Source organism: Arthrobacter hankyongi, from assembly GCF_022012395.1.
GTDB lineage: Bacteria > Actinomycetota > Actinomycetes > Actinomycetales > Micrococcaceae > Crystallibacter > Crystallibacter hankyongi.
Genome location: NZ_JAKLTQ010000021.1, coordinates 39,479 through 62,407 on the forward strand (window position 1 = coordinate 39,479; position 22,929 = coordinate 62,407).

The 22,929-nt window shown below is 70.2% G+C and carries 20 protein-coding genes; 8 read left to right on the plus strand and 12 right to left on the minus strand.

All coding sequences use genetic code 11. The annotated features are described in order from the left end of the window. Nucleotides 1-132: 132 nt before the first annotated feature. Complete coding sequence (locus LVY72_RS19970; protein ID WP_237825775.1) at nucleotides 133-807, plus strand: potassium channel family protein; 675 nt, start codon at nucleotides 133-135, stop codon at nucleotides 805-807. Continuing rightward, nucleotides 804-1,523, plus strand: a complete 720-nt coding sequence (locus tag LVY72_RS19975) for a potassium channel family protein (RefSeq protein ID WP_237825777.1) — start codon at nucleotides 804-806, stop codon at nucleotides 1,521-1,523. Before LVY72_RS19970 ends, LVY72_RS19975 begins: the two co-directional genes overlap by 4 nt. On the opposite strand, the gene LVY72_RS19980 is transcribed toward LVY72_RS19975, so the two are convergent. The 4 genes from LVY72_RS19980 to dut all read right to left on the minus strand — a co-directional run bounded on the left by LVY72_RS19980 (nucleotide 1,443) and on the right by dut (nucleotide 3,779). Then, nucleotides 1,443-2,195: a DUF3159 domain-containing protein gene (locus LVY72_RS19980; RefSeq protein WP_237825778.1), complete on the minus strand. Its 753-nt coding sequence runs from the start codon at nucleotides 2,193-2,195 to the stop codon at nucleotides 1,443-1,445. The genes LVY72_RS19975 and LVY72_RS19980 overlap by 81 nt on opposite strands. Before the next feature lie 4 nt (nucleotides 2,196-2,199). Then, on the minus strand, nucleotides 2,200-2,442 hold the full coding sequence (locus tag LVY72_RS19985) for a PIN domain-containing protein (protein ID WP_237825779.1): 243 nt from the start codon (nucleotides 2,440-2,442) through the stop codon (nucleotides 2,200-2,202). A gap of 85 nt (nucleotides 2,443-2,527) precedes the next feature. Then, nucleotides 2,528-3,250: a DUF3710 domain-containing protein gene (locus tag LVY72_RS19990; protein ID WP_237825780.1), complete on the minus strand. Its 723-nt coding sequence runs from the start codon at nucleotides 3,248-3,250 to the stop codon at nucleotides 2,528-2,530. Between the two features lie 61 nt (nucleotides 3,251-3,311). Beyond that, nucleotides 3,312-3,779, minus strand: a complete 468-nt coding sequence (gene dut / locus LVY72_RS19995; protein WP_308190851.1) for a dUTP diphosphatase — start codon at nucleotides 3,777-3,779, stop codon at nucleotides 3,312-3,314. A gap of 166 nt (nucleotides 3,780-3,945) precedes the next feature. Here dut and LVY72_RS20000 point away from each other — a divergent pair, with 166 nt between their 5' ends. Continuing rightward, a complete protein-coding gene (locus LVY72_RS20000; protein ID WP_237825781.1) occupies nucleotides 3,946-4,449 on the plus strand; it encodes a DUF3093 domain-containing protein in 504 nt (167 codons plus the stop codon). 68 nt (nucleotides 4,450-4,517) lie between these two features. Here the strand turns inward: LVY72_RS20000 and LVY72_RS20005 are convergent, their stop codons facing one another. Further along, nucleotides 4,518-4,817, minus strand: coding sequence for a DUF4193 domain-containing protein (locus tag LVY72_RS20005; RefSeq protein ID WP_237825782.1), 300 nt, complete (start codon nucleotides 4,815-4,817; stop codon nucleotides 4,518-4,520). 313 nt (nucleotides 4,818-5,130) lie between these two features. Here LVY72_RS20005 and sepH point away from each other — a divergent pair, with 313 nt between their 5' ends. Further along, the gene (gene sepH / locus LVY72_RS20010) at nucleotides 5,131-6,474 is read left to right on the plus strand and encodes a septation protein SepH (RefSeq protein ID WP_237825783.1); all 1,344 of its coding nucleotides are present in this window, start codon (nucleotides 5,131-5,133) and stop codon (nucleotides 6,472-6,474) included. A 21-nt stretch (nucleotides 6,475-6,495) separates the two neighbouring features. Here sepH and LVY72_RS20015 read toward each other — a convergent pair whose 3' ends face one another. From LVY72_RS20015 to LVY72_RS20030, 4 genes are all read right to left on the minus strand, one after another. Next, complete coding sequence (locus LVY72_RS20015; protein WP_237825785.1) at nucleotides 6,496-7,725, minus strand: alkaline phosphatase family protein; 1,230 nt, start codon at nucleotides 7,723-7,725, stop codon at nucleotides 6,496-6,498. After that, on the minus strand, nucleotides 7,725-8,390 hold the full coding sequence (locus LVY72_RS20020) for a DUF5998 family protein (protein ID WP_237825790.1): 666 nt from the start codon (nucleotides 8,388-8,390) through the stop codon (nucleotides 7,725-7,727). Before LVY72_RS20020 ends, LVY72_RS20015 begins: the two co-directional genes overlap by 1 nt. Before the next feature lie 63 nt (nucleotides 8,391-8,453). Next, nucleotides 8,454-9,065, minus strand: a complete 612-nt coding sequence (locus LVY72_RS20025) for a TIGR00645 family protein (RefSeq protein WP_237825791.1) — start codon at nucleotides 9,063-9,065, stop codon at nucleotides 8,454-8,456. 116 nt (nucleotides 9,066-9,181) lie between these two features. Further along, complete coding sequence (locus tag LVY72_RS20030; RefSeq protein WP_237825792.1) at nucleotides 9,182-11,887, minus strand: bifunctional acetate--CoA ligase family protein/GNAT family N-acetyltransferase; 2,706 nt, start codon at nucleotides 11,885-11,887, stop codon at nucleotides 9,182-9,184. Between the two features lie 48 nt (nucleotides 11,888-11,935). Here LVY72_RS20030 and LVY72_RS20035 point away from each other — a divergent pair, with 48 nt between their 5' ends. From LVY72_RS20035 to LVY72_RS20050, 4 genes are all read left to right on the plus strand, one after another. After that, a complete protein-coding gene (locus tag LVY72_RS20035; RefSeq protein WP_237825793.1) occupies nucleotides 11,936-14,434 on the plus strand; it encodes a DNA gyrase/topoisomerase IV subunit A in 2,499 nt (832 codons plus the stop codon). Nucleotides 14,435-14,571: 137 nt separating this feature from the next. After that, the gene (locus tag LVY72_RS20040; RefSeq protein WP_237825794.1) at nucleotides 14,572-15,090 is read left to right on the plus strand and encodes a DinB family protein; all 519 of its coding nucleotides are present in this window, start codon (nucleotides 14,572-14,574) and stop codon (nucleotides 15,088-15,090) included. Nucleotides 15,091-15,254: 164 nt separating this feature from the next. After that, nucleotides 15,255-15,818, plus strand: coding sequence for a PadR family transcriptional regulator (locus LVY72_RS20045; RefSeq protein ID WP_237825796.1), 564 nt, complete (start codon nucleotides 15,255-15,257; stop codon nucleotides 15,816-15,818). Between the two features lie 58 nt (nucleotides 15,819-15,876). Beyond that, nucleotides 15,877-17,391 carry a DHA2 family efflux MFS transporter permease subunit gene (locus tag LVY72_RS20050; RefSeq protein ID WP_237825801.1) on the plus strand — a complete coding sequence of 505 codons (1,515 nt, stop codon included), beginning with the start codon at nucleotides 15,877-15,879 and terminating at the stop codon, nucleotides 17,389-17,391. Nucleotides 17,392-17,472: 81 nt separating this feature from the next. Here the strand turns inward: LVY72_RS20050 and LVY72_RS20055 are convergent, their stop codons facing one another. From LVY72_RS20055 to cydB, 3 genes are read right to left on the minus strand one after another with little or no spacing between them, the layout of a single operon-like run. Continuing rightward, complete coding sequence (locus tag LVY72_RS20055; protein WP_237825816.1) at nucleotides 17,473-18,468, minus strand: GNAT family N-acetyltransferase; 996 nt, start codon at nucleotides 18,466-18,468, stop codon at nucleotides 17,473-17,475. A 4-nt stretch (nucleotides 18,469-18,472) separates the two neighbouring features. Continuing rightward, complete coding sequence (gene cydD, locus LVY72_RS20060) at nucleotides 18,473-21,901, minus strand: thiol reductant ABC exporter subunit CydD (RefSeq protein WP_237825818.1); 3,429 nt, start codon at nucleotides 21,899-21,901, stop codon at nucleotides 18,473-18,475. Next, nucleotides 21,898-22,917, minus strand: coding sequence for a cytochrome d ubiquinol oxidase subunit II (cydB, locus tag LVY72_RS20065; protein WP_237825819.1), 1,020 nt, complete (start codon nucleotides 22,915-22,917; stop codon nucleotides 21,898-21,900). The genes cydD and cydB overlap by 4 nt, the downstream gene beginning before the upstream one ends. Between the last annotated feature and the right edge of the window lie 12 nt (nucleotides 22,918-22,929).

A 22,929-nucleotide genomic window follows, 5' to 3' on the forward strand; every position in this document is an offset into this window, starting at 1 on the left:
CTCCCATCGACTTGACGGATAGCGCCCTTTTCACCGGTGAAAAGGGCGCTATCCGTCAAGTCGATCAGGGGGGATATTGTTGCAGTTGTAAAGGTGATTGCTACAGCCGCGGATGGAGGAACGGTCGCTTCAATGGCGCACTTCGTGATCATGGGATGCGGGCGCGTGGGCGTCACGCTGGCCCATACACTCGACGAGTCCGGCCACAGCGTGGCCGTGATCGACCAGGATGACCGGGCCTTCCGCCGGCTGCGCCGCGACTTTTCCGGGCGCAAGGTCACCGGCGTCGGCTTCGACCGGGACACGCTCCGGTACGCCGACATCGAGCATGCCTATGCCTTCGCTGCGGTCTCCAGCGGCGACAACTCCAACATCCTGGCCACCCGGGTGGCCCGCGAAACGTTCCATGTCCCGCATGTCGTGGCACGGATCTACGATCCCGGCCGGGCCGAGATCTACCAGCGCCTGGGCATCCCGACGGTGGCCGCCGTGCGCTGGAGCGCGGACCAGGTGCTGCGCCGGATCCTGCCCGAACAAAGCATCAACGGGGACTACCGGGAGGCGTCCGGACGCCTGATCCTGGGCGAGCTTTCACTGCACGAAGGCTGGGTGGGACACAATTTCGCCGATCTCGAGGCCGCCACCGGGGTACGGGTGGCGTACCTGACGCGCTTCGGCGAGGGAATGCTGCCGGCCGAGGACACGCGCTACCAGCAGGGCGACATCGTGCACGCCATGATGGCCGTGGACAGCACCGCCGAGATCAGCCGCGTGCTGGCCAAGCCGCCAGTAAAGGAGTCGGAATGAAAGTCGTCATTGCCGGTGCGGGCAGCGTCGGATCCTCGATCGCCCGCGAACTGCTGTCCAACAACCACGACATCCTGCTGATCGACGAAAAGCCCGAGGTGATCGGCCGCAGCGGGCTCAAGGGTGCGCGCTGGCTGATCGGCGATGCGTGTGAAATTACCACGCTGCGCGACGCCAAACTGGAGGAGGCCGACGTTGTCGTCTCCGCCACCGGAGACGACAAGGTCAACTTGGTGGTCTCGCTGCTGGCCAAAAGCGAATTCGGCGTGGGCCGGACGGTGGGCCGGGTGAACAACCCGAAGAACGACTGGATGTTCGACGATTCATGGGGCGTGGACGTGGCGGTGAACACCCCGCGGTTGATGACGGCGCTGGTGGAAGAGGCGGTGGAAATCGGGGACCTGGTGCGCCTGCTCACGCTGCAGACCGGAGTCGCCTCGCTGGTCGAATTCACGGTGCCGCAGGACTCGCCGCTGATCGGCCGCATGCTCAGCTCGATCGACTGGCCGCACGACAGCACGGTGGTGGCGATCCTGCGCGACGACGTCCCGATCACCCCCGGCCCCGACGATGTCATCGAGGCCCGGGACGAGCTGTTCTTCATCACCACCATCCCGGCCGAGGACGAACTGCGCCTAGTCCTCGTTCCGGGGTCCGGGACCGCTGCCGGCTCCGCCGCCGACGGTACCGCCGGTGCCGGCGCCGGCGGGGCGTGAGACCAGCCAGGCGAACCACAGCGCCAGCGCGTACAGCGGCAGGCCCATGACCAGGCGGGTGGTGCCCAGGGCCACCACATTGTCAGCCAGGTACAGCGGCACCTGCACCACCAGCCGCAGCGCCATCACCGCGACCAGGATCCAGGTGGCCGCGTTGTAGCGGCGGAGCCGGCGGCGGTCCCGGCGCCAGTCCAGTCCTTCACCGCGGACGAAACCGAAGAGCAGGCCCGCCAGCGGCCATTTGATGAAGACCGAGACAGCCATCGCTGCGATGTAGGCGGCATTGGTAAAGAATCCCCAGAGGAAGTAGTCCTTGGGCTGGCCCGTACTGTTGGCCACGAAGGCACAGATAGCCACGCCGACCAGCCCGGAGAAGGCCTGTGCCGCGGAGCCTCGCTGGATCAGCCGGACGAGGGTAAAGACCGCCGCCACCGCCACCGAACCGATCAAGGCCGGCCCCAACTGGCCGAAAACGGTGAACGCCACGAGGAACACCAGGCCGGGCAGGATGCTTTCGGCCAGGCCACGGACACCGCCGATGGACTGCATCACGTCGATCCGGCCGTCCTCGCCGCGGCTGACCCCCGCCTTGGCGGCGTAGGCCCCGGCCAGGTCGCCGAGGGACGGCTGGCCCTCCGGCGGCTCGCTGTCCGGGTGCTGCTGTTCTGCCATGGTGTCAGGCCTCCGTCTGGCTGAGGATTTCATATCGCGGGTTATAGATGGTCGGCATGCCGTCCACCGTGCACACCATGCCCTCGAAGCCCAGCTGGATGCCGGCCTCGATGCCGGGCACCCGGTGCTGGCCCAGCCAGACCAGTCGGACCCGGACCGGCGGTGCGGCCCCGACCTGGTCCGGGTCCGTCACCACGGCGATGAATTTCGGTGCCTGGCCGGCAGGCAAAATGGTGATGGCGTCCACATAGCCGCTGGATGCGGCCCGTCCCCGGACCGGTAATCGGTCCAGTCCGACCCGGCCTGCCGAACGACCGCCCGGCCGCGGCAGTTCAGCCAATCTCGGTGATTTCCGGCCCGCGCTCCGGAGCGGTCAGGCCGGGACCGGGAGCCGGCACCGCCGGGCCTTCGCGGGTGGCGTCCTTGGGCAGCCGCAGCGTGAGCAGGTCCCGCGGCGGCATCGGCGCGTCGCCGCGGACCACCACGGTGGAACGGAACATTTCCTCCAGGGCCGCCGCCTGCTCGCGGTCCAGGGCCGCCGGTCCGCCAATCACGCCGCGCAGGAACCAGCGAGGCCCGTCCACACCCAGGAACCGCGCCACCCGGTAGCCGCGCTGGCCGTCCGGCATCTGCACCGGAAGCTTGGCCACGACCTCGGTGCCGAGCGCACCCTCGAGCTCCTCGACAGTGCCGCCCTCGGAGGACACCGAAGAGGCGATCTGGTTGCGGATTTCCTCCCACAGGCCCTCCGACTTCGGCGCAGCGAAGGCCTGCAGCTGCAGGCTGGAACCGCCGAAGTCCAGCGTCACGGCCACAACCCGCTGGGTGCTTTCCTCGACCTCGAGCCGCAGCTGCAGGCCTTCCCGCGGCATGAGCCGCAGCGCGCCGAGATCCAGGTAGCCGTCCAGGCCGGCAGCTTCGTCACTGTCGAACGGGCCGTTGCTGCGCAGGCCCTCGACTTCTGCGGGCTGCTCCGCCGCACCGGCTTCGCTGCCGTCCGCCCCGGGCTGCGGCCGGGTGTTTTCTGAATTCTTCTTCCGGCGGCCAAAAACCATCGCGGATCCCTCTCTCCGGTTCCTCACCGGTGTGCTTGATTGTCCGGGGCTGCGGCCGGAGCTAGGCCGGGGGGCCGAAGCCGCCGGTGGAACCGAAGCCGCCGGCGCCCCGTACGGACTCGGGCAGTTCCTCCACCAGTTCGAAGGCGGCGGTCTCCACCCGCTGGATGACCAGCTGGGCAATCCGGTCCCCGCGCTTGAAGCTAAGGGTCTCGGCGCTGTCAGTATTCAGCAGCGTCACGGCGATTTCCCCGCGGTACCCGGCGTCCACCGTGCCCGGTGCGTTGACAATGGTCAGCCCATGCTTGGTGGCGAGGCCGGAACGCGGATGGATCAGGGCAACGTATCCGTGCGGCAGGGCCAGGGAGACACCCGTGGGGACCAGGATGCGCTCGCCCGGCCGGAGCCGGAAATCGATCCGCGTGCGCAGATCCGCACCGGCGTCGCCCGGGTGTGCGTAGGCTGGCGGTTCCAGGCCGTCGTCGAGCATTTTCAGCTGGACGCTGAGCGTGGGAGGTACTTGTTGCACGTCTGTTGCCGTTTCCGTTCCTATGATCGGGTGACCGGGCCTGATCCGCCCTGGTCCCGTGTGGCCCCGCTCTGCGGGCAGATTCATCCGCTCATCACTCTAGCGTGTTTGCCGGGGCGCCTCCTACGAAGATGAAATGCCCCCGAAAAGGTGGAAAGCTGAAGCTATGAGTGCAGAACCATCCCCCGCCGCAGACGGCCCCGGAGCAGCCGCAGGAACCGCCGACCCGGTCCTCTTCGAGGAGCGGCTCTGGCCATCGTTCTGGATCTGGCTGGTGGCCGCGGGCATCTCCGGCGCGGTGATCCTGATCTTCGCACCCATCGACGTGGTCATCGGCTATGTGGCTGCCGGCATCGTCGCCGTCATCCTCGCAGTGCTGCTGGTCACTTCGACGCCGCGGATCACCGTCACCGCGGGACTGCTGCAGGTGGGCCGGGCCCAGATCGAACGCCGCTACATCGGCAGCGTGGAAGACTTCCGCGGCGAGGACGCCACCCGCCAGCGCGGCCCCGAACTGAACGGCACCGCGTACCTGTGCATCCGCGGCTGGATCGACCCGGTGGTCAAGATCGAGATCACCGACGAGGCGGACCGGACCCCTTACTGGCTGGCATCGACGAGGCGGCCGGCGCAACTTGTTGCCGCCTTGACCGCCCCCGCCCCCGCCTGATCCCGGGCGCCCTTTAGCTACGCAGTTCCATTCGGGTGCCACCTGCCGGCCGTTGGGTCCCGGGGCAGTCAGCCTTCGCAGTCCTTGCAGTACAGCAGTCCGTCCTTCTCCCGTGCCACCTGGGAGCGGTGGCGGACCAGGAAGCAGGAGGCACAGGTGAACTCGTCGGCCTGGGCAGGCAGCACGCGGACCATCAGCTCTTCGCCGGAAAGATCCGCGCCCGGCAGTTCGAAGCCTTCGGCCGCTTCGGCCTCATCCTCATCTACGACGGCAGACTGCTTGTTGGAACGGTGGGTCTTCAGTTCCTCGATGGATTCCTCATTGAGGTCTTCCTCAGTCTTACGCGGCGCATCGTAGTCAGTCGCCATAATTGTTTGTTCACGCTCCGGTCGTTCGCAGTTATGAAGCAGTGCTGCTTCGGATGATCCGCTGCCCCGGGGCCTGCGCCGGTGGAGCCCGCAGATCTGTCACAGCACAACGTATTCATGCCCGATTTTGTGCCCGTAACGCGAAGATTCTGGCGCATCGGCCGCACGATTGCCAAACCAACGCGTCCGGACGGGTATGAGACGCACATTATCTACGCGCCACACCGCCGAAAACAATAGGAATTGGCCCCTATGGGTGGCAAAGTCAATGGCAGAGTTTCAGGCAGGAAATGTCGTTCAGTGGAGGGTTTTCATGCAAGATCTGCGGCTGGTGGGCGTCCATGAGGACGGTGAACATCTGCTGTTGAGCAGTGGAAGCGGCGCCAGCTACCGGCTGGCGATTGACGAAGCTCTCCGCGTCGCCGCCAGGCCCGCGCCCCGCGTGCAGCCCGGCGGGACGGATTCCGAGACGGCCATGTCGCCGCGGGAAATCCAGGCCCGCATCCGCGCCGGCGCTACCGTGGAAGAGGTGGCCGCGGAGTCCGGCGAGGACCTGGAGCGGATCCTGCGCTTCGAAGGTCCGGTGCGCGCCGAACGCGACTACATGGCCAGCATGGCCCGGCAGGTGGAGGTCTCGGCTGCGCTGCCGGCCACCGACGGCCGCTCCGCCTTCGACGACGAACCGGCCGCGCTGGGCGACATGGCCACCTTCCGCCTGCGGGAATTCGGCGTCGACACCGCCACCCTCGTGTGGGACGCCTGGCGCCTGCAGGACGGGACCTGGGAGGTGGTCGCCGCCTTTGCATTGCCCGAGGAGGGCATCCCCAGCGTCGGCGAAGAGCCGCCGGCCCGGTGGATCTACAGCCCCGCGCGCAAGACCATCCGCAATGCCAACCGCTGGGCGCAGCAGCTGAGCGAACTGGAACCCGTGGAAGGTGCGCTGCCCGCACGCCGGCTCACGGCTGTGGCGGACCGGGTCTTCGACTTCGAGGCCGAGGACGCCCAGGATCCGGAAGCAGACCCGGCCGCCGCCGTAGAGGAGCAGGAAGCCTCGGATAACCTGCTGGAGGTGCTGCGCTCGCGCCGCGGCCACCGGCTGGGCGTCGACGAGGATGCGGACGATGCGCTGGCCCTGATGCTGAACCGCGGCCATATTCCTGCCGCGCATCCGCGCGGCGTCCCGTCCGATGCGCATCCCTCCACCGGCAGCCTGCCCGCCCTGGGCTACGCCTCTGCCAACAATGCGGGCGACGACACCGGGAACGACGGCGCGGACGACGCCGGTGCCCGGCACCCGTTCTTCCCGCCGCTGAGCCTGGCCTCCGTGCGGGACACCGCGCCGGCTCCGGCCCCGCTGGACCTGCCCGGCGGCATCAGCACGATCACACGCGAAATCACCCTCTCCGGCGAGCCGGCCGACGTCCCGGCCGACGGCGCGCCGGACGGGACCGCGCCCGCGGCGCAGGATGATCCGGAGGCGCCGGAAACCGCAGACGCCGTAGAAACAGAAGAATCGTACGAGGCGGACGTCCAGTCCGGCGAACCTGAAACCGCCCCGGCCCAGCGCGACGAGTCCCCGGCAAAGCGCCCGGTCAAGGCCAAGCGCTCCTCCATCCCAAGCTGGGACGAAATCGTCTTCGGCACCAAGAGCGAATAACCGCCTGGGGCAGGGACCAGCTCAGCCGCGCCGGCGCCGTCCCCTGCCCGCCGTTCCCGCAGAGACCCTGGCACCGGCGCCGCCGGCCGTATTGGCCAAGGTCAGCAGCGGCACCTCGCGCTCGGCCCGAGTCAGCGACCCGTGCTGCCCGATCTGTTCCATTGCCGCCGGAGCGACCCGGCGCAGGTCGTAGAGCGCGAGCGGCTCACGGGCGGCCACCAGCACGTCACCGATCCGCGGCAGCACCGCCGCCTCCACCTGGCCGAACAGACCATGGGAGACCGCTTCCTCCCGGGTCAGTACCCAGGCCTGCCGCCCGAAGGCCTGCCGCCAGGACTGCAGCAGCTGCTCCCGATGGGCCGGGCCGGCGTCCGGCTCAAAGTACAGATGCACCATCCGCGGCTCCCCCGCCGTGTGCCGCACCCCGGCGGTCAGCAGTGGATCTGCCGAGTAGTCGATCCGCTGTTCCGGCGCCACGTCCAGCATGCCGTGGTCCGCAGTGAGCAGCAGCAGCGTGTCCGACGGCAGGGCGGCGGACAGCCGGCGCATCGCCGAATCCAGCTCTTCCAGCGCATTCCCCCACTGCGCCGAGCCGCAGCCGTAGCGGTGGCCGGCCTTGTCCAGTTCATTGAAGTACAGATACATCAGCACCTTGTCGTGCGCAGCCAGGTGCTCGGCTGCCGCCTGGGTCCGTGCGTGGCCGGTGACCGCGGGCACGAAGGTCCCGCCCCGCAGGGCGGCCCGGGTCATCCCCGAAGCAGCAAATTTCGGCAGGCTGACGGTGACCACCGGCAATTCGGCCGCCACCTGCTCCAGCACCGTGGGATTCGGCTGCCAGAGCAGCGGATCCACGCCCTCGTCCCAGTTGCCCAGCTGGTTCACCACCTTGTCCTGCAGCGGGTCCAGCACGTCGTAGCCGACCATGCCGTGCCGGCCCGGTTCCAAGCCGGTGCCCAGGCTGGCCAGCGAGGCCACGGTCGTGGAGGGGAACGCGCTGCCGAGGGTGCGTGAATTTTCCAGGTACTGGCGCAGGAACGGTGCGTGGCCGCCGCGCTGTTTCAGCAGCGCCTTGCCCAGCCCGTCGACCATCACCACGCAGATCCGGCGGGCAACCGGCAGGCCCAAGGCGTTGTCGAAGCCCTCCAGGCCCAGGGCGGCCGCGGCGCTGGTGAAGACGTCTGCGATGCTGTTCCGGCCGTAGCCCGGTGGTGCGGGCAGCGGCTCCCGCACGGATTCCACGTGCGCCGTCATCAGCGCTGGTGGTGGCTGCGCGTGAGCCGGCCGGCCAGCCGCGGCCGGGATCCGGGCAGCTCCGTGCTGCGCGCCAGGACCGGCACGGCGGTGTTGACCTTGCGCAGCGCGCGGGCGAACGCCTTGGCGTTCTGCACGGCCTGGGACCCGTCCGCCTCGGCGCTGACGCGGATCACGATGTCGTCCTGGACTATCGTGCCGGTGTAGCCGTGGTCCGCATCGCACTGCGGGTCCCCGCAGCCGGCCGGGCCCATATCCAGCCGCTGGCCGCCGGACCAGGCGATCGACAAAGTCAGCTCCCGGGCCAGGTCCGAGGGCTGGTAGTCCTGCGGCTGCGCGTAGACATAGCTGAGCACCACGGAGTTGATCTGGCTTACCGGTACCGATTCGGTGGAGATCTGGGCCATGACCTGGTGACCGGCATCGTCCAGCTGCTGGTCGTCCACGTGGGTGACCACCAGCATGTCCTCGGTCAGCACCAGCACGGTGATGTGCCGGTGCACCTCGGTGCGGTCGAAGTGGGTCTCCAGGTGGACCAGGTGGGACAGCGGGACCCGCTCATCCAGCGCATCGTGCACCACGTCGGCGACCAGCAGCGGGTAGAAGCCTGCCCGGTTCAGGTCCTCGTCAAGGCTGCGTCGTGCGGAAGTCGCGGAAGAAGTCATGTTTTCATTCTGGCCCAGACCGCGGGCCGAACGCGAACCGGCAGGGCTTCCGTCACCGGCGGATCAGGCGCCCCGGGCGTGGGACTCGGACCCGATCTTCTCGATCCAGGCCAGCGCCATCGCCGAGAGGATGAACGCAATGTGGATGATCGTCTGCCACAGCAGCAGGCTGTCCGCGTGCGGCGCCAGCTCCGGGTTGGTGTAATAGCCTTTGGCCTCGACGAAGGACTTGAGCAGGTGCACCGAGGAAATTCCGACGATCGCCATGGCCAGCTTCACCTTGAGGATGTTCGCGTTCACATGCGAGAGCCATTCCGGCTGGTCGCGGTGCCCCTGCACCGAGAGTTTGGATACGAAGGTCTCGTAACCGCCGATTATCACCATGATCAGCAGGTTGGCGACCATGACCACATCCACCAGGCCCAGCACCATCAGCATCATTTCGGTCTCGGACAGGGTGGTGAGCCGGACGCCGAGATGCAGCAGTTCCTTCATGAAGGTGTAGACGTAGAACAGCTGGGCGACGATCAGCCCCAGGTACAGCGGTGCCTGCAGCCAGCGGCTGGCGAAGATCAGCGCACCCAGCGTGCCGGAGGCCGAAATCCGCGCCGGCGGTTCCGGCGGTACCGTGCGCTCTTGGTCCTGCCGGGGTTCGTGCTCGGTAAGCAGGCTCACTGGATGGTTCTCCTCACTGCGGTACTGGACAGCCGTCTCGGCCGGCTGCGGCTGCCGGCCGCTTCTGACTATCGGCCGCCAGCCGCTGCCCTGCAGTGTGCCGAACAACACAGCGGCTAGTCCCGCATCGCCCGCCGCGCGCTGTCCGTGCGCTGGGCATGGTTGCCCAGCCGCAGGTCCACGCTGAGCACGGTCAGCGACTGCTCGGCCACCAGCACCGGGTTGAACTCCAGCAGCACGATTTCCGGATGCTCGTCCTTCATCACGGCCACCCGCGCAATCAGGTCCTCCAGCGCGGCCACGTCCACCGGCGGCAGCCCTTGGTAGCCGAACAGCTTGCTGGCCGCCCGCGGCCCGCGGACCAGTTCCGCCACATCTACGGTGGTCAGCGGCGGAATCCGGTGCGCCCAGTCCCCCAGCAGGTTCACCGCATCTCCCGCCAGGCCGAAGGAGACCACCGGTCCCAGCAGCGGGTCCTCGATGGCGCGCAGCGTGCAGGCCTGCCCGCCGGGAGCCATCGACTGAACCTCCAGCGGCACGTCGCCGAACGGCCGCAGCAGCCGGCGCATCTGCTCGATATTGCGCCGCAGCGATTCCGCATCCACGATGTTCAGCCGCACCCCGCCGAGGTCCAGCCGCTGGCGCAGCCGCTCGTCGGTGGTCTTCAGCGCCACCGGCCAGCCCAGCCGGTCGGCGGCCGCAACCGCCTCGTCCGCCGTGGTGAAACCGGCCGAGGGCAGCACGCTGATGCCGTAGCAGGCAAGCAGGTCGCCGATCTCGGCCGACGAGGGCCGCAGCAGCTCGGTTCCCTGGATGCCGCGGGCCAGTTCGTCGATCAGTTCCTCGGCGCGGTGCGTCTGCAGCCCGGTGGCCATGGCCGGCTCGCCCTGGTCCCGGCGGGCCCACTCGGTGTAGCGCACGACGTCGGCCAGCGCCGCGACGGCCCCGGCGGGGCTGGCGTAGCCGGGCAGGGCGTGCTGGCGCTGCCCGGCTTCCGCCGCGGCGCCGTTCCCGCGCAGCCCGTCGCTGGCCTCGGCCGCGTCCAGCGTCCCGACCATGGACAGGACCACGGGCTTGCCGGCAGCGGCCGCGGCTTCCTGCAGGATAAGCGTCAGTTCCGCCGCTGCCACCCCGGGCACCGGCAGCAGGGCCACCACCCCGGAGTGCACTTCGTCCCGGGCCAGGACGGCGGCCAGCCGGCTGCGCAGCAGCGGCAGCGCCTGCGGCCCGCCGTCGAACTGCAGCCCGGTATCCAGCTGGGCCACAGTGAGCTCGTGGGTGATGACCGCATCGGCCACCACCCGGCCGAGCGCACCGGAATTGCTGAGCACGGCCACGCCCGGACCGGCGGGCAGCGGCTGGCTGACCAGGATCTGCGCGACATCCATCAGCTGTTCGTTGGTGGCTACCCGGATCACCCCGGATTGGCGCAGCATCGCATCCAAGGCCCCGGCCGGAGCCTGGCTGGTGCGCACCGCGTGGCCCGGGGGCAGCTGCAGCCCCATCAGCTCGGATTTGGCCACGATGACCGGCTTGCTGCGCGAGAGCCGGCGGGCGATCCGGGAGAACTTGCGCGGGTTGCCGAACGATTCGAGGTACAGCCCGACGGCGAGGGTGTCCGGGTCATCCTCCCAGTACTGCATCAGGTCGTTGCCGGAGACGTCGGCGCGGTTGCCGGCGGAGACTGCCGAGGAGATCCCCAGCCCGCGCCGGCAGGCGGCGGAGTTCAGCATGGTGCCGATGGCCGAGGACTGGCTGAACAGTCCCAGCGGCCCGGTCTGCGGCAGTTCCGGGGCCATCGAGGCGTTCAGCGACACCTCCGGGTTGGTGTTGACAATACCCAGCGAGGCCGGGCCGATCACCCGCATCCCGTAGGCCCGGGCATGGCGCACCAGCTCCCGCTGCCGCGCCAGCCCGCGCGCGCCGTCGTCGGCAAAGCCGGAGGTGGCGACCACCACGCCGCGCACGCCGGCGGCCGCGCAGTCCGCGACGGCCTGCGGCACCTGCTCGTAGGGCACCGCGACGACGGCCAGCTGCACCGGTTCGGGCACCTGGGCAATGGTCGGGAACGAGGCCATGCCGCCCGGTTCCACGACGTCGGGATTGACCGCGAAGAGGCGGCCCTTGAACTTACCTTCCACCAGGTGTTCGAGCAGGGCCTGGCCGATGCTGCCAGGCGCGCGGCCGGCACTGATCACCGCCACCGACTCCGGGGCCAGCAGCGAGGCCACGCTGCGGGCCTCGGCCCGGTGTTCGCGGGACTCCATCACGGCGCGCGAACGCTCGGTGGGGTCGATGTTGAATTCGAGCATGACCACACCGTCTTCGAAGTGCCGCCGGACCTCGTAGCCGGCGTCGTTGAAGACGGTGATCATTTTGCGGTTCTCCGGCAGTACCTCGGCGGAGAACCTGCGGATGCCGTGCTCCCGGGCGGCAGCGGCCAGGTGCTCGAGCAGGATCGACCCGAGCCCGCGGCCCTGGTGCGCGTCGGAGATGTTGAACGCGACCTCGGCGTCGGTCGGATCGTCCAGGCGGTCGTAGCGGCCCACACCCACGATCTCCCCGCCGATGGTGATGACGAAAGCCACCCGGTTGTTGTAGTCCACCGTGGTGAACCGCTCCAGCTCGCGGGGGCTCAGCCGGGACTTGAAGGTGAAGAACCGCAGGTAGATCGAGCTCTCCGACTGGCCCGCGTGGAAGGCCTGCAGCGCGTCCGCGTCGGCCGGGGTAATGGGCCGCAGATGGGCCGTTCCGCCGTCCCGCAGGACCACGTCGGCCTCCCAGTATTCGGGATAATCCGGGGATTGGGCCTCTTGAGACATAGACTCACTGTATCCGCAATCATTAAGTAAAGGACCCGCGCTTTCCCCATGGCCCGCCGACAGAAACCCGCATCGGACAAGGACTCCCCCCAGGACTTCATCGAAAACATCGTCGACATCGACGTCACTTCCGAGATGGAAGGGTCCTTCCTCGAATACGCCTACTCGGTCATCTATTCCCGGGCCCTGCCCGATGCCCGTGACGGGCTGAAGCCGGTCCAGCGCCGCATCCTGTTCATGATGAGCGAGATGGGCCTGCGCCCGGACCGCGGCCACGTCAAGTCCGCCCGCGTGGTGGGCGAGGTGATGGGCAAGCTGCACCCGCACGGCGACGCGGCCATCTATGACGCGATGGTGCGCATGGCACAGGACTTCTCGCTGCGCATCCCGCTGATCGACGGCCACGGCAACTTCGGTTCGCTCGACGACGGGCCCGCCGCCCCGCGCTACACCGAGGCCCGGCTGGCCGCCCCGGCCCTGGCGCTGACGGACCACCTGGACGAAGACGTGGTGGACTTCGTCCCCAACTACGACAACCAGCTGATGCAGCCGGAGGTGCTGCCGGCCGCCTTCCCGAACCTCCTGGTCAACGGCTCCTCCGGCATCGCCGTCGGCATGGCCACCAACATGGCTCCGCACAACCTCGGCGAGGTCATTGCCGCCGCCCGGCACCTGATCCAGCACCCGGACGCCGCACTCGCGGACGTGATGGATTTCATCCCGGGACCGGATCTGCCCAGTGGCGGGCGGATCGTGGGCCTGGATGGCATCCGCGATGCCTACGCCACCGGCCGCGGCTCGTTCAAGACCCGCGCCACAGTGGAGGTCGAGCAGCTCACGGCCCGGCGCACCGGCCTGGTGGTCACCGAGCTGCCGTACATGGTGGGCCCGGAAAAGGTGATCGAGAAGATCAAGGATGCGGTCACCGCCAAGAAACTGTCCGGGATCTCCGACGTCGTCGACCTGACGGACCGCAACCACGGGCTGCGCCTGGTGATCGAGCTGAAGAACGGCTTCAACCCCAAGGCAGTGCTGGCCCAGCTCTACCGCTACACGCCGATGGAGGATTCCTTCGGCATCAACAACGTCACGCTGGTGGACGGCCAGCCCCGGACCCTGGGGCTGCTTGAGCTGCTGCAGGTCTATGTAGGCCACCGCCTGTCCGTGGTGCGCCGGCGCACCGCCTTCCGGCTGGGCAAGAAGAAGGACCGGCTGCACCTGGTCGACGGCCTGCTGGTGGCCATCGTGGACATCGACGAGGTCATCCAGATCATCCGCTCCTCCGACGAGGCCGCCGAGGCCCGCCAGCGGCTGATGTCGATCTACGACCTGACCGAGGTCCAGGCCAACTACATCCTGGAACTGCGCCTGCGCCAGCTGACCAAGTTCTCCCGGATCGAGCTGGAGAAGGAGCAGGAGGAACTGCGCCGCGAGATCGCCGCGCTGCAGGAGATCCTGGACTCGGATACCAAGCTGCGCCGGCTGGTCTCGGACGAGCTGGGCGAGGTGGCCGAACGGTACGCCACGCCCCGGCGCACCGTGCTGCTCGAATCGGAGGCGGTCGGCCCGCTCACCGCCCTGGCCGCGGGGGCAAAGGCCGCGGGCACCGGCAAGGCGGCCCAGGTGCCGCTGCCGCTGGAAATCCCGGACGATCCCTGCTGGGTCATCCTGTCCGCCTCCGGCCAGCTGGCCCGCACGGTGAACCAGGATCAGTTCGCCGACGGCGGCCAGCGGGTCCGCCACGATGTCTTCGCCTCCGTGGTCCGCAGCTCCGCCCGCGGTGAAATTGGCGCGGTCACCTCGGCCGGACGGATGCTGCGGCTGCAGGTGATGGACATGCCGGTGCTGCCCCATACCGCCGGCGTGCCCAACCTTGCCGGCGGGGTCCCGGTGAAGGAATTCATCACGCTGGCCAAGGGCGAATCCCTGGTCTCGCTGGTGCCGCTGAACACCGTGCTGGCCGTCGGCACCGCCCAGGGCGTGGTCAAGCGGGTCAGCCCCGACTACCCGCTCAACCGCGAGGACTGGGAGATCATCACGCTCAAGGACAAGGACCAGGTGGTCGGCGCCGCCGCGGCCGCCGAGGAGGATGACCTGGTCTTCCTCACCGGCCAGGCCCAGCTGCTGCGCTTCCCGGCCAGCGCGGTGCGCGCGCAAGGCCGGACCGCCGCGGGCATGGCCGGGATCAAGCTGGCGGCCGGGGACTCGGTGATCTTCTTCGGTCCCGTGGCCGGGGACGACGCCGCCGCCGTGCTGGTCACCATCGCCTCGGGCTCGGAGTCCCTGCCCGGCGTGGCCGCCGGCTCCGCCAAGGTCACGGCCCTGGCCGAGTACCCGGTGAAGGGCCGCGCCACCGGCGGTGTGCGGGCCCACCGCTTCCTCAAGGGCGAAGACGTGCTCAGCCTCGGCTGGGCCGGCCATGGACCGGCGAAGGCCGCAGCGGAGAACGGCGCCGCCCGGGCGCTGCCCACCGAGCACGGACGGCGCGACGGCTCCGGCGTCGCCCTGGCCCAGGCCGTGCACGCCATCGGTCCCAGCCTCTCGTAGCCCGGGACACGTCCTGCCCTTGTCCCGTCGCCGCCGCTCAGCGGTCGGCCGATGTCCCCTCCCGCAACGAAATGCCCGGGAGGGGACACCGGCAAGGAGGCCGGGACGCGCCGCCGGACCAGGCCTAGACTGGCGGTGTGGGGATCATCCCGGAGACGAAGGACTGGCTGTGGGTGACCGGGCGCAGCTGCCCCGACTGCGGGTTCGACCCGGCCGGAGTCACCCCGGCCACGGTGGGCCCGGCCCTGCGCGCGGCGGTGCCCCGCTGGCAACAGGTGCTGGCCCGGCCGCAGGCTCGCGAGCGGCCCGATGATGCCACCTGGTCCGCACTGGAGTATGCCTGCCACGTCCGGGATGTCTGCGACCTGTTCCGTACCCGGCTGGGCCTGATGCTGGAACAGGACAACCCGGGTTTCAGCGACTGGGATGCGGACGCCGCGGCGGTCCAGGGACGCTATGGCGAGCAGGATCCCGCGGTAGTCGCCGGGCAGTTCGGTGCGGCGGCCACAGCGGCGGCGGCCGCCTTCGAAACGGTTGCCCCGGGACAGTGGCAGCGGCCGGGACTGCGCGGCAACGGGACCACATTCACCGTGACGACGCTGGGGTCGTATTTCCTGCACGAGGTGGTACACCATATGTACGACGTCGGCGCCTGAACGGCGTCCCGGGACCGGCCGGTTCCGGGACGCCGCACTGCGGCCGGCTGCCGCTTGCGCCGGCTCCTCGATGCCTCCGGCACCCACGGTCCCCCACAAGCCAAGTTGCCGCTTGCTCTTCCCGGCAGGTATATTCCATCTGGAATATTCGGAGAGGAATCATCGTGCCGGCCATCCCGACGCTGACCCCGCTGGGCCTCTCGGCACTGGCGCTGCTGGCCGAGCGGCCGATGCATCCCTACGAGATGTACCAGTTGCTCGTGGAGCGAAACCAGGAGCGTGTGGTGAAGGTGCGGCCCGGCTCCCTGTACCACACGGTCGGCCGCCTCGCCGGGCAGGGCTTCCTGCGTGCCACAGGAACGCAGCGGGCCGGCAACCGGCCCGAGCGCACCACCTACGAGATCACGGCCGCCGGCCGGGCCCTGCTGGACGAACAGCTCCGGACCCTGCTCGCGGTCCCGGCCAACGAGTACCCGCGGTTCCCGCAGGCCCTCAGCGAGGCGCACAACCTGTCCCGGGACACGGTAGTGGAACTGTGCAGCCGCCGCTTGGACCGGCTGCGGGCCGAGGCGGAGGATTTCGACGCCGGCATCGCAGGCGTTGAGGCCGCCGGCATCGACGCCAAGTATTGGATCGAGATGCGTTACCAGCAGGCCATGCTCGCCGCCGAGACCGAATGGCTGGAGGCATTCCTCGCGGACCTCGCCAGCGGCCGCCTGGCCTGGTAGGCCTCCCGGCATCCGCTGGACCCCGGCACAGCAACCCCCAACCTTTGAAGGACAGCACGTGGACAACACCCTCAAGCCGTGGCCGGCGCTCTGGTCGCTCGTCATCGGATTCTTCATGATCCTGATCGACACCACCATTGTCTCGGTTGCCAACCCTGCAATCCTGGAGGGCCTGCACACCGACATCAACTCGGTCATCTGGGTCACCAGCGCCTATCTGCTCGCCTACGCGGTGCCGCTGCTGATCACCGGGAGGCTGGGCGACAGGTTCGGCCCGAAGAACCTGTACCTGACCGGCCTGGTGGCCTTCACCGCCGCTTCGGCCTGGTGCGGGTTCTCCACCGACATCGCCATGCTGATCACCGCCCGCGTTTTCCAGGGCCTCGGCGCGTCGCTGATGACGCCGCAGACGATGGCGGTGATCACCCGGATCTTCCCGCCGGACCGGCGCGGGGCTGCCATGGGCCTGTGGGGGGCCGTGGCCGGCGTCGCCACCCTGGTGGGCCCCATCCTCGGCGGTCTGCTGGTGGACGGCCTGGGCTGGGAATGGATCTTCTTCATCAATGTGCCCGTCGGCCTCGTGGGCTTCATCCTGGCCTGGCGGCTGGTGCCGGCGCTGCCCACGCACAGCCACAGCTTCGACCTGCCCGGCGTCGTGCTGAGCGCCCTGGGCATGTTCCTGCTGGTCTTCGGGCTGCAGGAAGGGCAGAAGTACAACTGGGGCACCATCACCGGCGTGGTCAGCGTCTGGGGCCTGATCATCGCCGGACTCGCGGTGCTCGCCGCGTTCGTCCTCTGGCAGGCGTTCAACAAGAAGGAGCCCCTGCTGCCGCTGGGCCTGTTCCGCGACCGCAACTTCTCGCTGGCCAACGGTGCCATCACCACCGTGGGGTTTGTCATCACCGGCATGTCGCTGCCTTTGGTTTTCTACTTCCAGACAGTGCGCGGCCTCACCCCGACCCAGTCGGCGCTGATGCTGGTGCCCATGGCCGTCATTTCCGGCGCGCTGGCCCCCGTCGCCGGCCGGCTGATCGACCGGGTCAACCCGCGCTACATCGCGGTGGCCGGCATGCTGCTGCTGGCCGCGGGCCTGTTCTGGTACACGGCCCTGATGACCCCGGACACCGGTGTCGGCTGGCTGCTGCTGCCCAGCGCGGTGCTCGGCCTGGCCAACGCCGGGATCTGGGGCCCGATCTCCACCACAGCCACCCGCAACCTCGATCCGCGCCAGGCCGGCGCCGGATCCGGCGTCTACAACACCACGCGCCAGGTCGGGGCGGTCCTCGGCAGCGCCTCGATCGCCGTGCTCATGCAGGCCCGGCTGACGGCCGAGCTCCCGTCCGGGGGCGGCCCGTCCGGCTCCGGGGGTTCGGCCGATTTCGGCGGCGGCACGCTGCCGGCCGTGCTGCACGACGGGTTCGCGGCAGCGATGGCACAGTCGCTGCTGCTGCCTGCCGCCGTCGCCGTCCTCGGCGCCGCCATCGTGGTCTTCTTCGCCAAGCCCAGGCCTGCCACCGGCTGGCAGGCGGCTGCCGCCATGCCGACGGCGGCGGAACGGCCGGCGGGCCGGTAACCTTACGTCCCGGCGGGGGCGTAAAGTCCGCCGGCCCGGTCCGCGACGATCTCAGGAACTGCCCCAGCCCCGTCTCGGCTCTCAGCCCAGCGGAAAGTCCCAGGCCCGGCTCCGGATGGTCGGTGTGTAGCCCATCCGCTGGTACAGGGCCAGCGCCCCGCTGGCATTCTCCGTGTCCACGCCGAGGCCCGCATGCGCCATGCCGCCGGCCTTGAAACGCCGCATCGCCTCGGCCAGCAGCGACGAGGCGAGGCCGCGGCCGCGCCAGGCCGGCCGAACCCCGAGCAGGTCGGTGAAGCCCTCGTCGTAGCCGGACTGCAGGCGGTATTCCGGATCGAAGCTGGCCAGCTGATAGGCAACCGTTTCGCCGGTGGTGGTGTCCAGCACGGACATGCTCCACGCCGGCACCAGCTGCGGATGCCGGACGGTGAAGTCCCACCGCGCCGGATCCCGCGGCTCGCTGCCCCAGTGGCCGGCGAAGGCCTCGTTGTGGGCCAGCCGCACCGGCTCGCTGTCCTCCGGGTCCAGCGTGGCGAAGACGAAGCCGGCCGGCAACGGCAGGTCGGGAATCGGCTGGCTGAGCGGGCGGGTCATCTCGGTGAAGTAGCGGACCACACCGGCACCGGCCGCGCGCAGCAGCGCATTGTGCGGCTGGGCCCGTTCCTCCGCCATCGTGCGCAGCACGCCGCCGCTGATGCAGGCGGCCGCGAACCGGCGGTGCTGGCAGTCGCGCTGCCAGCGGTAGACGGCGCGGCCGATCCCCCGGCGCCGCCAAGCGGGATCCACGCCGCCCCAGGTGTGCGCGACGGCGGATCCCGGGCGGGCCGAGACGCGGCCGGCGGCGCGCAGCGTGCCGGCGCCGTCGAACCCGGCCACGGTGGTGAGCGCCGGGTCATTGGCCGGGGATGAGAGGTACTCGGCCAGATCCTCGCGGGTTTCGGACCAGACCGGCTGGTCGGCCTCCGCCATGCGGCGGACCAGCGCGTACCAGGCCTCGACGTCGGCCGGGGTCAGCGCGCGCCAGCACAGTCCGGTGCGGGCCCGGTCCGGGTAGTCCGGAGGCATCGGGTCGGTCATGCCCCTAGGCTAGTGCAGCCGCCCGGGATGCGGACCCCAGCCGCAGCTGCCCGGTGCAGCCGGCAGCCTCCTGCGGATCGTGGGTGACCAGGACCACCGCCTTGTCGGCAAGCGCCCGGTGCAGGTCCGCCAGCAGGTCGGCGGCGGCCTCACGGTCCAGGTGGGCCGTCGGCTCGTCCAGCAGCACCACGTCCGCGCGGGTGAGCAAGGCTCGCGCCACGGCCACCCGCTGGCGCTGCCCGCCGGAGAGGTGATGCCCGCCCGGACCGATCCGCGTCTGCAGCCCCTCGGGCAGGGACGCCACGAACGGCCCCAGACCCACCGCTTCGAGCGCGTCCAGCAGTTCCTGCTCCGTCGGGGGATCCTGCCGGCTCTGGGCCAGCAGCAGGTTCGCCCGGAGCGTGGAATTGAACAGATGGGCCTCCTGCGGGGTCCAGGCCAGCCGGCCGGCAGCGCTGCCGGGCCTGCCGTTGACCAGGTAGCTGCCGGTTTCCGGCAGCAGGAAGCCCAGCAGCACGCCCAGCACGGTGGACTTGCCGCTGCCGGAGGGACCGGTCACCGCGAGCCACTGTCCGCGCCGGACCTGCAGGTCCAGGCCGGCAAAGACCGGCTCCGGCTGGCCCGGGTAGCGGTAGGTGGTCCCGTGCAGCGCCAGCGAGTCGACTGGTTCGGCCTGGCCGGCAGCGGCGGGCACTGTGCCGGAGGGTCCGCCGGATCCGCTGGCCTGCTCGGTGCCGAGCTCGGGCAGCGCCCGGTCCCCCAGCGCTCGCCAGGCACCCCACTGCTGGACCGCCGTGTTCACCGCCGCATACGGTTCGATCAGCGCCAACTGCATCAGGATGACGACGGCGGCCGGCCCCGGTGCCGTCCCCTCGGCCGCAGCGATGACCGTCATCGCCAGCGCGGACAGCGAACAGGCCAGCACCGTCACCCCCTGCCCCAGTCCCTGGGCCCAGGCGCTGCGCCGCAGCAGCGCCGTAGTGCGCTGCCCCAGCCTGAGCACCTCGTCCCGGACCGGGCCCGCCGCCGAGTTGGCGGCCAGGTCCGGAGCCGCGGACAGCAGCCGGGCCATCGCCGTCAGCGACCGCGCCTTCAGCCCGACGACAGCGGCCTGTGCGGACCGGTCCGCCCGGCGGGCCAGCGCCGGTGCAGCGAGCACCCCGACGAGAGCGAGCAGCAGCTGCCAGCCCAGTCCGGCCGGCAGCAGCAGCGCCGTGGCGGCGCAGGAGGCGGCCGCGGTGAGCACACCGACCAGCGGGGCGAAGACCGCCCGGGGGGCAACGTCGCGCAGTTCGTCCACGTCGCCAACCAGCTTCGCCAGGGCACCGCCGCCGCGGGCCAGCCGCCGCCAGCCCTCGGGCCGCTGCAGCAGTCCGTTCCACAGCCGGACCCGCAGCCGGTCGGTGCTTTCGAAGACGGCGTCGTGCAGGCTCAGCCGCTCGCGGTAGCGCAGCACCGCCCGGCCGATACCGAAGAAGCGCACGCCGACGATCGCCGTCATCAGGTGCAGGATGGGCGGCTGTTCGCTGGCGGCGACAATCAGCCAGCCGGACAGCCCGGACAGCGCGATGGCGAACAGGGTGGCGCCCAGGCCGAAGCACAACGCGGCAACGAACCGGGAGGTCCACGGCCGCAGCATGGACAGGTTGCGCCACAGGCTCAAATGCCCGGCCCCCGCCCCGCCGCCCCCACTCTGATCGACTTGACGGATAACGCCCTTTTCAGGGCTGGAAAGGTCGTTATCTGGCAAATCGATGAAAGGTATGGAGGGTGGGGCCGGGGTGGCTGGGGCGGCCGGGGTAACCGGGGTGGGGGTCTGGGGGCCGGCCATCGGGACCAGTTGGTCCGCGAGCGCGGCGGTGGCCGGGTCGTGGGCCACCAGGATGAGGGTCGCCCGGCCGCGCACACCGGCCAGCGCACGCTCGATGGCCCGCGCGGAGGCGGCGTCCACGTGGGCGGTGGGCTCGTCCGCCAGCAGCACCCGGACGCCGGGCACCTGCTCCAGGCGGGCCAGGGCCCGGGCCACGGCCACCCGGCGCAGCTCCCCCGGGCTCAATGCCCCGGTGTCCGCGTCGAGCAGCCCGGCCGCGTTGACCTGGGCCAGGGCGCGGGCGGCGGCGGCGCGCGCCTGCGGGCCTTCCGCCAGCCCGGCGTACAGGGCAATTTCGGCGGCCACGGTATCCGCCACCGGGACGGGATGCTGGGGCACCCAGGCCACCGACCCGGCGCTGATCCCGCTGACGGTGCCGGTGATCGCGGCGTCGTCGCCGGCACGCCGGAGTCCGGCGAGGATTTCCAGCACGGTGCTCTTGCCCGTGCCGCTGGGGCCGGCCAGTGCGGTGATGCTGCCGGCCGGCACGGTGAAGTCCAGGTCGCGGACCACCGGTTCGGCGCGCCCCGGGAAGCCGACCGTCAGGGACCGGACGACGACGGCGGTGCCCCCCGCAGGTGCCTCCGCGGCCTTGGCGTCCGCACCGGTGGGCACCAGGGCGCGTCCGGACGGGGTCCGCAGCACCTCGCCGGTACGCTGCAGCGCCTCGATCCCGTCCTCACTGGCATGGTGGGCGGTCCCGAGGTCGCGCAGCGGCTGGTAGCACTCAGGGGCCAGGATCAGCGCCAGCAGGCCCGCTTCCAGTCCCATCTCCCCGTACACCAGGCGCACTCCGATGAAGACCGCCACCAGCGCCACGGAGAGGGTCGCGATCAGTTCCAGCGCCAGCGAAGACATAAAGGCCACGCGCAGGGTGGCCATGGTGCGCGTCCGGTAGGCCCGGGCCACGTCGGCCAGCGCGCGGGTCTGCGCCTCGGCCCGGCCCAGGCCCACCAGCACCGGCAGGCCCCGGGCCAGCTCGAGCAGATGGTCGGAGAGCCGGTGCAGGGCCGCGGCGGCCTCGCGAGCCTTGTCCTCGGTGTGCAGGCCGATCAGGATCATGAACACCGGCACCAGCGGGATGGTCAGCACCACGATCAGCGCGCTCAGCCAGTCCGCGGCCAGGATCCGCAGCCCCACCAGCAGCGGCACGACGGCGCAGGTAACCAAGGCCGGCAGGTACTTGGTGTAGTAGTCGTCCAGTGCGTCCAAGCCCCGGGTGGCCAGCACGCTCAGCGCCCCGTGGCCGGCGGAACCGCCGGCCGTTCCGCCGCCGTCGAGCACCTTGTCCGTGAGCGCGGCCCGCAGTTCGTGCTTGACGCTGGCCGCCGCACGCTGGGCAACGGTCTCCTGGCCCCAGGCCGAGAGCGAGCGCAGCAAGGCTCCGGCCGCGCCGGCGGCCAGCACCTGCTGCCAGTCGGGCCCGCCCGCGGCCAGGCCCGCGATGCCGGCCGCCACGGCCCCGGCCAGCAGCACCAGGCCGGCCGCCTTCGCCGCGGCCAGTACACCGAGCAGGTACAGCGCCCGTTTGCCAGCCGGGCTGACCGCCAGGCCGCGTTTCACTGCGGCAGGACCGCGTGGGCGGCGGGAATGTGCACGCTGCTGACCCGCTTGCGGAAGACCCAGTAGGTGTACAGCTGGTAGGCCAGCACGGCGGGGATGCCGAACAGCGCGACCACGCTCATCACGCCCAGCGTGTAGTCGGAAGAGGACGCGTTGGCGACCGTCAGGTTGAAGGCCGGGTCGATCGTGGACGGCAGCACCGTGGGGTACACCGAGGAGAAGATCGCCCCGGCGCCGGCGACCAGGAACACCCCCAGGCCGAGGAAGGCCGGGCCTTCCTTGCCGCGGCCAGCCAGCAGCCAGGCAGCCACGGCCCCGGCGACGGCCACGGCGAGCAGGAGCCAGCTGCCGGTCTTGCCGTGGGACATGACCACGAGGATGGCCCAGAGCGCCAACGGCGCCAGACCGATGGGCAGCCAGCGCCGCAGGGCCCGGCGCGCCCGGTGGCGCACCTCGCCGTCGGTCTTGAGCATCAGGAACGCCAGCGCATGGACCAGGCAGAAGGCCACCACCGCCAGCCCGCCGAGCACGGCGTAGCCGTTGAGCCAGGCGAAGGGTCCGCCCACCCGGTCGCCATTGGCGTTCAGCGGCAGCCCGGTGGTGGTCAGCGCCAGCATGGCGCCGATGCCGAAGGCCGAGACCAGCGAACCGAGGGCGATCGCCCAGTCCCAGCCGGCCCGCCAGCGGTCCGAATGGACCTTGCCGCGGTACTCGAAGCCGACGGCGCGGAAGATCAGTGCCAGCAGCACCAGTACCAGCGGCAGGTACAGGCCGGCAAACAGCGAGGCGTACCAGTGTGGGAAGGCCGCGAACACCATGGCTCCGGCGGTAATCAGCCAGACTTCGTTGCCGTCCCACACCGGTCCGACGGTGTTCAGCAGCACGCGGCGCTCGGTGTCGTTGCGGGCGAACAGCCTCATCAGCATCCCCACCCCCAGGTCGAAGCCTTCGAGGAAGAGGTAGCCGGTGAAGAAGAAGGCGATGATGACAAACCACAAAGTGGGCAGGGATTCCACGTCAGTTCTCCA